At 64.2% G+C, this 13015-nt stretch carries 13 protein-coding genes; 3 read left to right on the forward strand and 10 right to left on the reverse strand.

The window, feature by feature from the left end; genetic code table 11:
- The first annotated feature begins 124 nt into the window (after positions 1-124).
- A complete protein-coding gene (locus tag CXR43_RS10355; RefSeq protein WP_103333853.1) occupies positions 125-448 on the forward strand; it encodes a 2Fe-2S iron-sulfur cluster-binding protein in 324 nt (107 codons plus the stop codon).
- Positions 448-1131: an FG-GAP repeat domain-containing protein gene (locus tag CXR43_RS10360; RefSeq protein WP_103333854.1), complete on the forward strand. Its 684-nt coding sequence runs from the start codon at positions 448-450 to the stop codon at positions 1129-1131. Before CXR43_RS10355 ends, CXR43_RS10360 begins: the two co-directional genes overlap by 1 nt.
- Here the strand turns inward: CXR43_RS10360 and CXR43_RS10365 are convergent.
- The 5 genes from CXR43_RS10365 to rpiA form a co-directional block, all read right to left on the reverse strand.
- On the reverse strand, positions 1128-1322 hold the full coding sequence (locus tag CXR43_RS10365; RefSeq protein ID WP_103333855.1) for a DUF2065 family protein: 195 nt from the start codon (positions 1320-1322) through the stop codon (positions 1128-1130). The two genes, CXR43_RS10360 and CXR43_RS10365, sit on opposite strands and share 4 nt — an antisense overlap.
- Positions 1319-2245, reverse strand: coding sequence for a protease modulator HflC (hflC, locus tag CXR43_RS10370; protein ID WP_103333856.1), 927 nt, complete (start codon positions 2243-2245; stop codon positions 1319-1321). The genes CXR43_RS10365 and hflC overlap by 4 nt, the downstream gene beginning before the upstream one ends.
- Positions 2242-3426, reverse strand: coding sequence for an FtsH protease activity modulator HflK (hflK, locus tag CXR43_RS10375; RefSeq protein WP_103333857.1), 1185 nt, complete (start codon positions 3424-3426; stop codon positions 2242-2244). Before hflK ends, hflC begins: the two co-directional genes overlap by 4 nt.
- A gap of 71 nt (positions 3427-3497) precedes the next feature.
- Positions 3498-4934, reverse strand: coding sequence for an FAD-dependent oxidoreductase (locus CXR43_RS10380; protein ID WP_210402077.1), 1437 nt, complete (start codon positions 4932-4934; stop codon positions 3498-3500).
- Positions 4934-5719: a ribose-5-phosphate isomerase RpiA gene (rpiA, locus tag CXR43_RS10385; protein WP_103333859.1), complete on the reverse strand. Its 786-nt coding sequence runs from the start codon at positions 5717-5719 to the stop codon at positions 4934-4936. Before rpiA ends, CXR43_RS10380 begins: the two co-directional genes overlap by 1 nt.
- A 244-nt stretch (positions 5720-5963) precedes the next feature.
- Between rpiA and CXR43_RS10390 the strand changes: the two genes are divergently transcribed.
- The gene (locus CXR43_RS10390; RefSeq protein ID WP_103334191.1) at positions 5964-7343 is read left to right on the forward strand and encodes an L-serine ammonia-lyase; all 1380 of its coding nucleotides are present in this window, start codon (positions 5964-5966) and stop codon (positions 7341-7343) included.
- Between the two features lie 33 nt (positions 7344-7376).
- Here the strand turns inward: CXR43_RS10390 and CXR43_RS10395 are convergent, their stop codons facing one another.
- From CXR43_RS10395 to thrC, 5 genes are all read right to left on the reverse strand, one after another.
- Positions 7377-8786: an FAD-binding oxidoreductase gene (locus CXR43_RS10395; RefSeq protein ID WP_103333860.1), complete on the reverse strand. Its 1410-nt coding sequence runs from the start codon at positions 8784-8786 to the stop codon at positions 7377-7379.
- 103 nt (positions 8787-8889) lie between these two features.
- Positions 8890-9699, reverse strand: coding sequence for an MBL fold metallo-hydrolase (locus tag CXR43_RS10400; protein ID WP_103333861.1), 810 nt, complete (start codon positions 9697-9699; stop codon positions 8890-8892).
- A gap of 85 nt (positions 9700-9784) precedes the next feature.
- Positions 9785-10369: a GNAT family N-acetyltransferase gene (locus CXR43_RS10405; protein WP_103333862.1), complete on the reverse strand. Its 585-nt coding sequence runs from the start codon at positions 10367-10369 to the stop codon at positions 9785-9787.
- On the reverse strand, positions 10369-11628 hold the full coding sequence (locus tag CXR43_RS10410; RefSeq protein ID WP_103333863.1) for a M16 family metallopeptidase: 1260 nt from the start codon (positions 11626-11628) through the stop codon (positions 10369-10371). Before CXR43_RS10410 ends, CXR43_RS10405 begins: the two co-directional genes overlap by 1 nt.
- Positions 11625-13010, reverse strand: coding sequence for a threonine synthase (gene thrC, locus CXR43_RS10415; protein WP_103334192.1), 1386 nt, complete (start codon positions 13008-13010; stop codon positions 11625-11627). The genes CXR43_RS10410 and thrC overlap by 4 nt, the downstream gene beginning before the upstream one ends.
- Between the last annotated feature and the right edge of the window lie 5 nt (positions 13011-13015).

Here is a 13015-nt window from a genome sequence, read left to right on the forward strand (position 1 = left end):
GTTGCAGCCCGGCAACCCCGCCCCGCTGCCCGCCTTTCCACTACCACCACCTCTGGCAAAGACCGCCATTGTGGCCTATGTCCATGGAACTGCGCCAGCTTGCGAAAAGGGACACGGACAGACGATGGCCAAGATCAAATATGTGGAATACGGCGGCAAGGAACATGTCGTGGATGTGGCCAATGGCCTGACCGTGATGGAAGGGGCCCGCGACAACGGCATTCCGGGCATCGAGGCCGATTGCGGCGGGGCCTGCGCCTGTTCCACCTGCCATGTCTATGTCGCGCCCGAATGGGTGGATCGCCTGCCGCAAAAAGACAGTATGGAAGCGGACATGCTCGATTTCGCCTACCAGCCCGATCCGGTTCGGTCCCGCCTGACCTGCCAGATCAAAGTGTCCGACGCGCTGGACGGGTTGGTTGTGCAGATGCCGGAAAAGCAGATCTGATGCGTCTATCGCTTGCGCTTGTGATGGGGCTGTCCGGCCCCGCCATGGCGCAGGATATTCTAGAGGCCCGGTTGGTCGCGCCCACCGACCGCTACGCCCATGCGGTGCTGGGCGACGCGCTGGAATGGGGCGGGCTGGAGCTTGTGCTGTCTGATGCCCGCCGCCTGCGCTTCACCCTGCCGGAAAGTCATGTGTTTGAAGACATCACCGCGCGGCTGGGTGATTTTGACGGCGATGGCCGCGATGAAGTGATGGTGGTGGAAACCTCTCTCACGCAAGGGGCCGCGCTTGCCATCTACGACATCAATGGCAGACGGGCCGCCACAGCCTATATCGGTCAGCCAAACCGCTGGCTGGCCCCGGCCGGATGGGGCGATTTTGATGGCGACGGCCGTATCGACATTGCCTATGTCGACCGCCCGCATCTGGCGCGCAATCTGGTGTTTGTGCGGCTGGAGGGCGACCGGCTTGTGGAACGCGCCCGCGCGCAGGGGTTCACCAATCATCGCATCGGGGACAGCAGCATCGCCGGTGGCACCCTTCGCTGTCAGGGGCGCGACATGCTGGTGATTGCCTCGGCAGACTGGTCACGCAAACTGACGGTGACGCTCGGCCCCGACGGGGTGCAGGCGCGCGACAGCGGCCCCTGGCCGACACAGGGCCCAGATCTGACCTGCCGCTAAAACCCGATCCAACGCGCCAATGCGATGAGCGTGGCACCGCAGGCAACCGACACCAATCCCATCAGACGCCGGGTTTCCATCGACAGGCGCACCATCAGGGCCAGCACCTGTTCCAGACGCGAAGGGGCCAGTGCAAGCACCAGCCCCTCGGCAATGGCAACCAGCCCGACGGCCAGCACAACCCAGATCATGGGGCCGATGCTGCGGTGGTCCCGACGGGTTGATCTGTCACCCCCGGGCGATCACCCGGGGCGATATCGCTGCGCAGATAGGTAAAGAACTCGCTGTCCGGCTGCATCACGATCGACGAATTCCCAGCTTGCAACGAGCGCTCATAGGAGGTCAGCGAGCGGGTGAAGGCAAAGAATTCAGGGTCGCGGCCAAAGGCCTCGGCATAGATGCCATTGCGTTCGGCATCGGCCTCACCTCGGGTCACCTCGGCCATGCGGCGCGCATCCGAGGTCAGTTCCACCACAGTCCGGTCTGCGGCAGCCCGCACCCGTTGTGCAGCTTCACCACCACGCGCGATTTCATCCGCGGCTTCACGTTCCCGTTCTGCCCGCATCCGGGCAAAGGTGGCGGCAAGGTTCTGTTCGGGCAAGTCCGTGCGCGTCAGACGCACGTCGATCACCTCAATGCCCAAGGCCCGCGATTCTACCCGTGCCCGGTCCCGGATCTGGTTCATCAGCACGGTCCGGTCTTCTGACAGCACCCGGCCCGAAGGAACCGAACCCAACACTTCCCGGATGGCCGCGTTCAAAATCCGGTCCAGACGGGTCTGGGCCGAATCGACCCCACCCGCGCCCACGGCTTCGCGGAATTCGATCAGATCATTGATCCGCCACCGGGCAAAGGCATCCACGATCAACCGGCGGTCATCCAGCGGGGTGACTTCCAGCGGTTGCGTCGGCAGGCCCAGAATCCGGTCATCATAGGTGACGACTTCCTGGATCAACGGGATCTTGAACCCCAGTCCGGGAGTTTCCTTGACCTGCTTGACCTGACCGAATTGCAGCACCAGCGCCTTTTCACGCTCGTCCACGATAAAGATCGACGAAAAAGCGGCCACGGCAATCACTGCCACGACCGGCAGAATAAGTTGCGCTTTCATCAGTTGTTTCCTCCGGTCGATGCTGCAGCCGGGGCGGCAACAGGTGTCTGGCGACCCAGTTCGTTCAACGGCAGGAAGGGCACGACGCCCTGACCGTTCTCGCCGCCCTGAACGCCGTCCAGAATGACTTTGTTCATGCTGCCCAGCACCCGTTCCATGGTTTCCAGATACATCCGCTTGCGGGTGACATCCGGCGCCTTCACATATTCCTCATAGACCGACAGGAAACGGCTTGCCTCACCCGAGGCGTCGTTGACGACCTGCGCGCGATAGGCTTCGGCCTCCTCGACCAGACGCGCCGCTTCACCGCGGGCTCCGGCGGTGACACGGTTGGCATAGGCATCAGCCTCATTCTGCAGCCGTTCGCGTTCCTGCTGGGCGGCCTGGACCGAGCGGAAGGCATCAATCACCTCACGCGGGGGATCGGCTTTTTCAAAGTTGACCCGGACCACATTCAAGCCCGCATCATAACTGTCCAACGTGCCCTGCACCGCCGCCAGAAGGTCGCTTGCAATCAGGCCGCGGTCCCGGTTCAGCACAGGGGCCAGTTCCGACCGCGCGATGATGTCGCGCATCGCCGATTCAGACACCGCGCGGATTGTGTCCGCCGGGTCGGCCAGGTTGAACAGGTATTTCGCGGGGTCCTGGATGTTCCAGACCACCTGAAAACCGATGTCGACGATGTTCTGGTCACGGGTCAGCATCAGGCTGGCGTCTTCACCGGTCCGGCCGACACCGACATCGGTCGTCCGTTCGTTGGTGACCTGCACGATCTCGGCCGTTACGATAGGCCAAGGCGCAAAGTTAAGACCGGGGCCACCCACGGTGGAAAATTCACCCAAAAACAGCTCGACCGAGCGTTCTTCCGGCCGCACCGTGTAAAATGACATGTAGGACCAAAGCGCGACAAGAGCCAGCCCACCCAGCACGATCCCCTGCTTGGTCACCCGTGGCGAAGACGGGCCACGACCGCCGCCACCGCCATTCGCGCCACCCTTGCCGCGTCCGCCCATCAGAACACGCAGCTGTTCCTGGCCCTTTTTGACGATCTGGTCGATTTCGGGAATTTGTGGTCCCGCGTTTTCCGGCCTGCGGCCCGGCGTCTTGCGCTCATCATCCCGTCCATTGCCACGATCATCGCCGCCCGATCCGCCACCGCCCCCCCAGGGACCTCCACTTGCCATTCGCTGAAACCCTTCTTGTTCGCTTGTGTCTTTTAACTGGTCATTCCGGCCCGAAAATCAAGCAAATCCGGTCATGCCTTGCGCGTTGCTGTCCGCATCGTGACCAGTTCTTCGGCCATTGTCGGGTGAACCGCCACTGTTCGGTCAAAATCTTCCTTCGTGGCCCCCATTTTGACGGCAATTGCCGCCAACTGGATCATTTCGCCGGCGTCGGGTGCGACGATGTGACATCCCAGAACCTTGCGCGTCGCCTGACTGACAATCAACTTCATCAGCACCCTTGCATCGCTGCCAGCAAAGGCGCTGCGCATCGGGCGAAAGCTGGTGCAATAGACCTCGATCGGTTCCTGCTCGCGCGCGGCCTCTTCGGTCAGGCCCACGGTGCCCAGTTCCGGCTGGGTGAACACCGCACTGGGGATCAGATCATGATCCACCGCCGTCGGCTCCCCCTCAAACACGGTGCGCACAAAGGCCATGCCTTCGCGGATCGCGACCGGGGTCAGGTTGACACGGTTGGTCACATCGCCAATGGCATAGATCGAAGGCACCGCGGTCTGGCTGTAGTCATCCACCACGATTTCCCCGCGCCGCCCAAGGGTTACGCCAAGATCTTCAAGCCCCATATCAGCTGTGGTCGGGCGGCGCCCGGTGGCAAACAGCACCGAGTCGAAGGTCTGTTCCATGCCATTCGTGGCCTTGACCCAGACCGGACAGCCGCGCTTGCCCGACTGTGGCAACAGATCCGCAGCCGACTCCACGCCTGCCCCCATCTTGCTGGCCTCATCGGTCATCGCCGAAGCTTCGGCCATTTCCACCACATTGGTACCCAGATGCAGCTCGATCCCCTGCGCCTTCATCGATTCAGCAATCAGCCCGCGCGCTTCATCGTCAAAGCCGCGCAGGATCTGCGCCCCGCGATAGAATTGCGTCACCTTGACGCCCAGACCGGCCAGAATGCAGGCCATCTCGCAGGCGATGAAACCCCCGCCGACGATCAGCATGGACTTGGGCAAGGTCTCCAGTTCGAAAATGTCATCCGACACCAGCCCAAGCTGCGCATTGGGCAGGTCCGGCCGCTCGGGCCAGCCACCCGTGGCGACCAGAATATGCCTGGCGGTGACCGTTTCACCGCTGGACAGCACAACGCTATGCGCGTCGGTCAGCCGGGCCCGGGCATCATGCACCCGCACGCCCGACCCTTCCAGCAACCGGCGATACACGCCTTCCAGCCGGTCAAGCTCCGTGTGCAGGGTTGTGCGGAACATGGACCAGTCAAAGGTGCCATCGGCAATATCCCAGCCATAGGCCCGCGCTTCAGCCGGCATCTCCCGGAAGCCGGAGGCAAAAACCATCAGCTTTTTGGGCACACAGCCCCGGATCACGCAAGTGCCGCCAAGGCGGCTGTCCTCGGCCAGCGCGACCGATGCCCCGGTGGCCGCTGCCATCCGCGCCGCGCGCACGCCGCCAGAGCCCCCGCCAATGACAAACAGGTCTACATCAAAAGCCATCAGTCGAGATCCGCGAATATGTTTGAGGTTGGCACGAATTCCACGCGATCTTCCTCGATCTCTCCCGAGTTGACGTCGCGCACCGTCACCCGGCCATCGGCATGGCCGATCACCACGATGTCGCAGATGTCGATGAACAACCCATTTTCCACGACACCCGGGATCTGATTCAACACCAGCGCCAACTGGCGCGGATTGCCGATCCGTTTCAGATGCAGGTCAAGAATGTAATTCGACTCATCCGTCACCAGCGGTGCCGCCCCGTTCATCCGCAAGGTCACGTCGCGGTTCAGCACATCGAGCGAGACCAGGGTTTCTTCGACCAAGGCCTTGGTGGTCTGCCAGCCGAACGGGATCACCTCGACCGGCAGGGGAAAGGCGCCCAGCTGGGTGACATCCTTGGCGGCATCCGCAATGACGATCATCTGATCCGACGCGGTGGCGACGATCTTTTCCTGCAACAGCGCCGCCCCGCCACCCTTGATCAGGTTCAGATTGCCGTCAAATTCATCCGCGCCGTCAATGGTCAGATCCAGCCACTTCGCCTCATCCAGCGTGGTGATCGGCACGCCCAGCTGCGTGGCAAGCTGCGCCGTCCGGCTGGATGTCGGCACACCCACCACGCGCAAGCCTTCTTCGCGGATGCGTTCGGCCAGGCAGCGCACCATCCAGGCCGCGGTCGACCCGGTGCCAAGCCCCAGTTTCATCCCGTCCTCGACAAAATCGGTGGCGCGCTTGGCGGCCAGAAATTTGGCCTTGTCAATGGGCGAGAGGTCGGCAGCCATGGGCGATTCCCTGTGAATGAAGCGGGGCAACTGCCCGCGTTATAGGGAAAGCGGCCCGCAGGTGCGAGGGTGAATTGCCCGCCAGCCTGCCACAATCCCGGCGCAGGCGGCGCAGATCCCGCGCGCATCACCCTGCCGCCACCACCGCTGGCCCATGCCGCAGACGCGCGCGCAATGTCGCTTTCGTCTGGTGAAACGCGGGCATTCCGGCGCACAATGCCGCATCAGTGCAAAGGGATGGCGCATGTTCTTGTCGGTCTTTGATATGTTCAAGGTGGGGATCGGCCCGTCCAGCAGCCATACCATGGGCCCGATGGTGGCGGCGGCGCGGTTTCTGGACCGTTTGCGCGCCTCGCCGTTTCAGGCACATGGGCTGCGCGCCTCGCTGCATGGCAGTCTGGCCTTTACCGGCGTGGGCCATGCGACAGATCGCGCCACCATCCTGGGCCTCGCGGGGTTTGTGCCCGAAACCTATGATGCAGAACGGGCTGACGCCACGCTGGACGCGATCAGGCAAAGCCACCAGATCACCCCGCCCGGCCTGACGGCGCTGCACTTCGACCCTGGCGCGGATCTGGCCTTCGACTACGGCCCTGCCCTGCCCGGCCATGCCAATGGCCTGATCCTGCGCGCCACCGATGCGCAAGGCGATGTGATCCTGCAGGAAACCTATTATTCCATCGGCGGCGGCTTTGTCCTGACGGCAGAGGAACTTGCCGCCAATGCCTCTGACAAGAAAAAGCCCCGTGCCGACGTGCCCTACCCGTTCGAGACCGCCGCCGAAATGCTGGCCATGGCCAAGGACAGCGGTCTGTCCATCGCCGGGATGAAACGCGCCAATGAGCTGCGTTTCCGCTCCGCCGCAGAGCTTGACCGTGGCATCGTCCGACTGTGGGAGGTGATGAGTGCCTGTATCGACCGCGGCATGGCAGGCAGCGGCATTCTGCCCGGCGGGCTCAAGGTGCGCCGCCGCGCCAAGGGCATCCATGACCAGCTTCTGGCCGAACGCGGGCTGAACATGCAGGCCCCGCACACGATCAACGACTGGATGAGCCTGTACGCCATGGCGGTGAATGAGGAAAACGCCGCCGGGGGCCAGGTGGTCACCGCCCCCACCAATGGCGCGGCAGGCGTGGTGCCTGCGGTGATCCGCTACTGGCTGGACCATGTGCCGGGGGCATCCCCGTCGCGCATCGCCGATTTCCTGCTGACCGCCGCCGCCATCGGTGGCCTCTGCAAGCACAACGCCAGCATCTCGGGCGCGGAATGCGGCTGTCAGGCCGAGGTGGGCAGCGCCGCCGCCATGGGCGCGGCCGGCCTGTGCGCCGTGCTGGGCGGCACCCCGGAACAGGTGGAAAACGCGGCCGAAATCGCGCTGGAACATCACCTTGGCATGACCTGTGACCCGGTCAAGGGGCTGGTGCAGGTGCCCTGCATCGAACGCAATGGGCTGGGTGCCATCAAGGCGGTCTCTGCCGCCTCGCTGTCGATGCGCGGCGACGGGCAGCATCTGGTCAGCCTTGATGCCTGTATCGAGACCATGCGCCAGACCGGCCGCGACATGCATGAGAAGTACAAGGAAACCTCGCTGGGCGGGCTGGCGGTGAACGTGCCCAACTGCTAGGCGGGGCGCGGGGGGCCTCGCCCCCCTCTGCCCTCAGCCGCGCAGCACTGCGCCGGGGTTCATGATGCCCAGAGGGTCCAGCGCAGCCTTGATCGCCCGCATTGCCGCCAGCTTGGCCGGATCGCCATAGCGTTCCAGATCAGCGACCTTCAGCCGCCCGATGCCATGTTCGGCGCTGACCGATCCGCCAAGGTCATGCACGATGTCATGCACGCAGGCCTTGATCGCGTCACGCTGATGATCATGGTCGCGCCGCGTACGGCCCGGCATCGGGAAGACGTTGAAATGCAGGTTGCCATCGCCCAGATGGCCAAAGCAGTTGATCCGCCAGTCGCCCAGCTTTGCCAGGGCCGCGTGTGCGCGTGGGATGAAGCCGGGAACCTCCGACAGCGGCAGGCTGATGTCATGGCTCGACACGGCCCCAATGCGGCGGTTGGCTTCGGGAATGCTTTCGCGGATGCGCCATAGGCTGGCGGCCTGCGCCGCCGATGTGGCGATCACCCCGTCCAGCACCAGCCCCGCCTCTGCCGCCTGCGCGTAAAGGCCCGCCATCGCCTCTTCCGGGGCCACGCCCTGCGGCAGGCCCAGCTCGATCAGCACTGACCAGTCCGGAATGGGTGAGAGCGGCACCGTCACCTCGGGCAGTGTCTGCGCCAGAAAATCATAGCCCATCCGGTGGATCAGCTCGAAGGCCGAGATCAGCCCCGCCAGCTCGCCTTCGGCCAAGGCCAGCAACTCCAGCGCCGCCTGCGGCGAGGGCACCGCCAGCAGCGCCACCACGCAGGCGGCGGGTTTGGGAAACAGGCGCAAGCTGGCGGCGGTGATCACACCCAAAGTCCCCTCGGACCCGATCAGCAGATGGCGCAGGTCATAGCCGGTGTTGTCCTTGCGCAGCCGCTTCAAGCCGTTGAAAACACTGCCATCGGGCAGCACCGCCTCCAGCCCCAGACACAGGTCGCGCGCATTGCCGTAGCGCAAGACGTTCAGCCCGCCCGCATTTGCCGCCAGATTGCCGCCAATCCGGGCCGAGCCTTCCGATGCCAGCGACAAAGGAAAGATCCGGCCCAGCCGGTCGGCCTGTGCCTGAACCTCCGCAAGGATCATCCCGGCCTCGACCACCAGCACATTTTCGGCGCCATAAGCCCCCCGCACCCGGTTCATCCGCTCCAGCGACAGGATTAGCGGGGCGGGGCCCTGCGCCATCACCTGCCCGCCCACCAGCCCGGTGCCGCCGCCCATGGGAACAATGCCGATGCGGGCCTGCGCGCAAGCGGCCACAATGGCAGCCACTTCGCTGGTGCTGCGGGGGCAGGCCACCGCCCCCGCCTGCCCACGCCAGCGCCCGCGCGGTTCTTCCACATCCTGCGGGGCCACGGCGCGCAGCAGGCCGGGATGCGCCATGTCCAGCGCAGACAACAGATCGGGGGTGCAGGGGTTCAGCATGGACGGCTCCTTTGCCCCCGGTCTACGACAGCGCGCGGCGCAAGAAAACCCGCTCTTGCCGCCAGCGCGCCACCCTCATGACCGCCGCCCGCACCGCGGCGCGTCAGTTGATCCCCTCGGGCAACAGAACCATGATCGTGGGCCGCCCCGGCAGATTGCGCAGCGACACGTCCAGCGAGGACATCCCGGTTTCCACAACCTCGAATTCGGTTTTCATCGTGTCCAGAAACCCCGCCAGCGAGGCCCCCGAAAACCAGTGCATCGGAATCACGATGGACGAGCGCAAGCGCCGCACCACTTCGCTCATCTCCGACACGGCCATGGTATAGCCACCATCCACTGGCACCATCACCACATCCAACCGCCCGATGCTGGCGTATTGCGCCTCGTCAGGGGCATGGTGCAGATGGCCCAGATGGCCGATGCACAGCCCCCCGGCCTCGAACACAAAGATCGAATTGCCATTCGCCCGCGCGCCGTCGCCCCAGCGCGACCGCACATCGGTGGGCACATTGCGCACCAGCATGGCCCCCAGATCCAGCTCGTGCTGCGCCGGTCCCGCTGCATCGGCCCAGCCCTGCAACACGTTGGGAATGCGCGGATCGGGGTTGGCGGTCCAATGGCTGGAATGGGCATTGTTCATCGTCACCACATCAGGCACCCAATCGGCCATGCCGGTGTAGCCGGTGAAATCGGTCACCGCCGTCTTGCCGCCCGAGGCAATCGCGAAACTGGAATGGGCGATGTAATGAATGCGCACCTGATCCTGCGCCAGATCGGGGGCAAAGCTGGCGGGCATCACCTGGGCAATCCCTTGCGCCACGGCAAAGCAATGCGACGGGATGCGCTCTTGTGCCAGCGCGGGCACAGCGGTCGTCACCAACAGCAAGGCGGGCAGGATCGGCAAACGCATCGGGCACCTCCGGGGTTGAACCCTAATGGTAGCACGGCTTGCCGCTGCGTCAGCCTTGGCGCATGTTCACGCTTTCGTCAGGCGGTCAGCCCACATCGGTCCGGCCGCGCCGGTCAGCGCGCAGGGCCGAATACAGCACATGATTGCGCCAGCGCCCGTTGATCTGCAGATAGCTTTGCGCGACGCCCTCATATTTGAAGCCGGTCTTTTCCAGCACCCCGCGCGAGGCCGCATTTTCCGGCAGGCAGGCGGCTTCCACCCGGCTCAGGTCCAGCGTGGCAAAGGCATGGTGCACCACCGCCAGAATCGCTTCGCGCATATAGCCGCGGCGGCTGAACGGCTCGCCCACCCAATAGCCGATGGTGGCGCATTGCGCCGGGCCGCGCCGGATATTGTCCAGCGTGATTGCGCCCAGCAATTGCTGGTCCTGGCGCCGGATCAGCAGGAAGGGCACCGCCGTGCCCTGCGCCTCGGCCCGCTGCGCCCAGTAGACCCGGTTGGTGAACGACCGCCGCGACAGATGGTCGGCGGACCAGACCGGCTCCCACGGGGTCAGGAACCCCGCACTGCTTTCGCGCAGGTCCGCCCAGGCCCGCCAATCGCCATGCGCGGGCAGGCGCAGGGTCATGCGCTCTGTCTCCAGCTTGGGGCGCCGGCGGAACGGCAACATCAGGCGGCAAGCCGGTCGCGCAGGGCCTCCAGACCGGGGGCCTTTGCCACCGGACCATACATGGCCAGCGCCGTCTTCGCGCCCGCCAACTCGGCGGCAAAGCGGCGCACATCGGCCATGTTGACCGCGTCGATCCTGGCCACCGCCTCTTCGGGCGTCGGCACCCGGCCCCAGACCGCCAGCAGCCGCGCATTGCGCTCGGCCCGGTTCGACGGGCTCTCCAGCCCCATCAGCAACCCGGCTTTCAGCTGCGCGCGGGCGCGGGCCACCTCGGCCTCGGTCATGTCTTCGGCGGCGCGCTTCATCTCATCCACGGTCAGCTGGGTCAGCGCCGCGATCTCCTCCTTTGAGGTCCCGGCATAGATCGTGATCGACCCGGTATCTTCATAGGCCCCCGATTGCGCAAAGATCGAATAGCACAACCCCCGCTCTTCGCGGATCTTCTGGAACAGGCGGCTGGACATGCCCCCCCCCATCGTCATCGCATAGACCTGCGCGGTATAAACGTCAGGGTGGCGATAGCCAGGCGCTTCCAGCGACAGGGCGAAATGCACCTGTTCCAGTTTTTTCACCTCGCGCCGCTCGCCGCCGATAAAGGCGGCGGGTTCCACCACGCTGATGCCGCGGGCCGCCAGATGGCCGAAAATCTCACGCGCCTGATGCACGATCGACTCGTGATCCACCCCGCCCGAAGCCGACAAGATCATCTGATCGGGCGCGTAATGCTGGCCGACAAAGCCGCGCAGATCTTCGGCAGTAAAGCTGCTCACCCGCTCGGACGGCCCCAGAATCGTGCGGCCGAACGGCTGATCAGGGTAGCTCACCTCCTGCAACCAGTCGAAGATGATGTCATCGGGCGTGTCCAGCGCCTGCCCGATTTCCTGCAAGATCACATGGCGTTCGGTCTCGATTTCCTTGGGGTCAAACACCGGATTCAGCACGATGTCGGAAATCACATCCAGCGCCAGCGGCACATCGGCCACCAGACAGCGGGCGTAATAGGCGGTCATTTCCTTGGACGTATAGGCATTGATATAGCCGCCCACATCCTCGATTTCCTCGGCAATCTGCAGGGACGTGCGCTTTGCCGTGCCCTTGAATGCCATGTGTTCCAGAAAATGCGCGATACCGTTCTGGGCGGCGGTCTCATGCCGCCCGCCTGCCATGACCCAGATCCCGACCGAGGCAGATTGCAGCCCCGGCATATGTTCGGTGACGATCTTCAGGCCATTGGGCAGGGTCGAGATTTGCAGACTCAAGATGCGATCCTTTCGCGGATCAGGGATTGAAGACGTGCCAGATCATTGGGCACACGGGTCAACCGCTCGCGCCGGTCGAACAGGTCGGCCATGCGGGCGGGCAAGGCGGGGCGTTGGCCAATGGCATCTAGCACCGCATCGGGGAACTTGGCCGGATGCGCCGTGGCCAGCGTGATCATCGGCGTGCTGCCCAGATAGTCATTCGCCACCTTCACGCCAACGGCCGAATGCGGGCAAAGCACCTCGCCGGTGCGCACATATTCGCGGGTGATGGTGGCGGTGGTTTCTTCCTCGGAACAGCGGCCCGAGGCAAAGGTGGAACGCAAGCTTTCCAACGCCCCTTGGCTAATATGGAAGCCGCCCGCTTTCAATTCGTCCATCAGCTGCGCCACGGCATTGCCATCGCGACCGTAAGCATCAAACAGCGCGCGTTCGAAGTTGGAGCTGACCTGAATGTCCATCGACGGGCTGATCGAGGGTTTCACCCCGTCTTTGGTGTAGTCACCCGAGGTCAGTGCGCGGTGCAGGATGTCATTGTGGTTGGTGGCGACCACCAGCCGCTCGATCGGCAGGCCCATCTGGCGCGCGATGTATCCGGCGAAAATATCGCCGAAATTGCCGGTGGGCACGGTAAAGCTGACAGCGCGGTGCGGCGCGCCCAAGGACACGGCAGAGGAGAAGTAATAGACCACCTGCGCCAGAACCCGCGCCCAGTTGATGCTGTTCACCCCCGCCAGCCGCACGCCATCACGGAAGGCGAAATCGTTGAACATATCCTTCACACGGGCCTGGCAATCATCGAAATCGCCGTCCATGGCCAGTGCATGCACATTGTCTTCCACCGCCGTGGTCATCTGGCGGCGCTGCACCTCTGACACCCGGCCATGCGGGTAAAGGATGAACAGATCCACATTGGCCAGCCCGCGAAACGCCTCCATCGCCGCCGATCCGGTATCACCTGATGTGGCCCCCACAATGGTGATCCGCGCGCCAGTTTTCGCCAATGCCGCCTGCATCATCTGGCCGATCAGCTGCATGGCGAAATCCTTGAACGCCAGCGTCGGGCCGTGAAACAGCTCCAGCAGGAAATGGTTCGGCCCCATCTGCACCAGCGGCGCGCGGGCCAGGTGGCCGAACGGCTTGTAGGCCGCCGCCAGCAGGCCACGGAATTCATCATCCCCAAAGGTATCGCCCAGATAGGGGCGCATCACCCGGAAGGCGATCTCCTCATAGGACAGACCCGCAAGCGCCGCGATCTCGTCATGGCTCATGGTCGGAATGGTCTGCGGCACATAAAGGCCCCCATCGCGGGCAAGGCCGGTCATCATCGCTTCGCCAAAGCCAAGAACCGGGGCGGAGCCGCGCGTAGAGATGTATTGCATCACAA

The sequence above is a fragment of the Pseudotabrizicola formosa genome (assembly GCF_002900965.1).
GTDB lineage: Bacteria > Pseudomonadota > Alphaproteobacteria > Rhodobacterales > Rhodobacteraceae > Pseudotabrizicola > Pseudotabrizicola formosa.

Coding starts and splice junctions, on each gene's coding strand:
- CXR43_RS10355 (WP_103333853.1), top strand. CDS start 125: ATGGCCAAGATCAAATATGTGGAATACGGCGGCAAGGAACATGTCGTG.
- CXR43_RS10360 (WP_103333854.1), top strand. CDS start 448: ATGCGTCTATCGCTTGCGCTTGTGATGGGGCTGTCCGGCCCCGCCATG.
- CXR43_RS10365 (WP_103333855.1), bottom strand. CDS start 1,322: ATGATCTGGGTTGTGCTGGCCGTCGGGCTGGTTGCCATTGCCGAGGGG.
- hflK (WP_103333857.1), bottom strand. CDS start 3,426: ATGGCAAGTGGAGGTCCCTGGGGGGGCGGTGGCGGATCGGGCGGCGAT.
- CXR43_RS10380 (WP_210402077.1), bottom strand. CDS start 4,934: ATGGCTTTTGATGTAGACCTGTTTGTCATTGGCGGGGGCTCTGGCGGC.
- rpiA (WP_103333859.1), bottom strand. CDS start 5,719: ATGGCTGCCGACCTCTCGCCCATTGACAAGGCCAAATTTCTGGCCGCC.
- CXR43_RS10390 (WP_103334191.1), top strand. CDS start 5,964: ATGTTCTTGTCGGTCTTTGATATGTTCAAGGTGGGGATCGGCCCGTCC.
- CXR43_RS10395 (WP_103333860.1), bottom strand. CDS start 8,786: ATGCTGAACCCCTGCACCCCCGATCTGTTGTCTGCGCTGGACATGGCG.
- CXR43_RS10400 (WP_103333861.1), bottom strand. CDS start 9,699: ATGCGTTTGCCGATCCTGCCCGCCTTGCTGTTGGTGACGACCGCTGTG.
- CXR43_RS10405 (WP_103333862.1), bottom strand. CDS start 10,369: ATGTTGCCGTTCCGCCGGCGCCCCAAGCTGGAGACAGAGCGCATGACC.
- thrC (WP_103334192.1), bottom strand. CDS start 13,010: ATGCAATACATCTCTACGCGCGGCTCCGCCCCGGTTCTTGGCTTTGGC.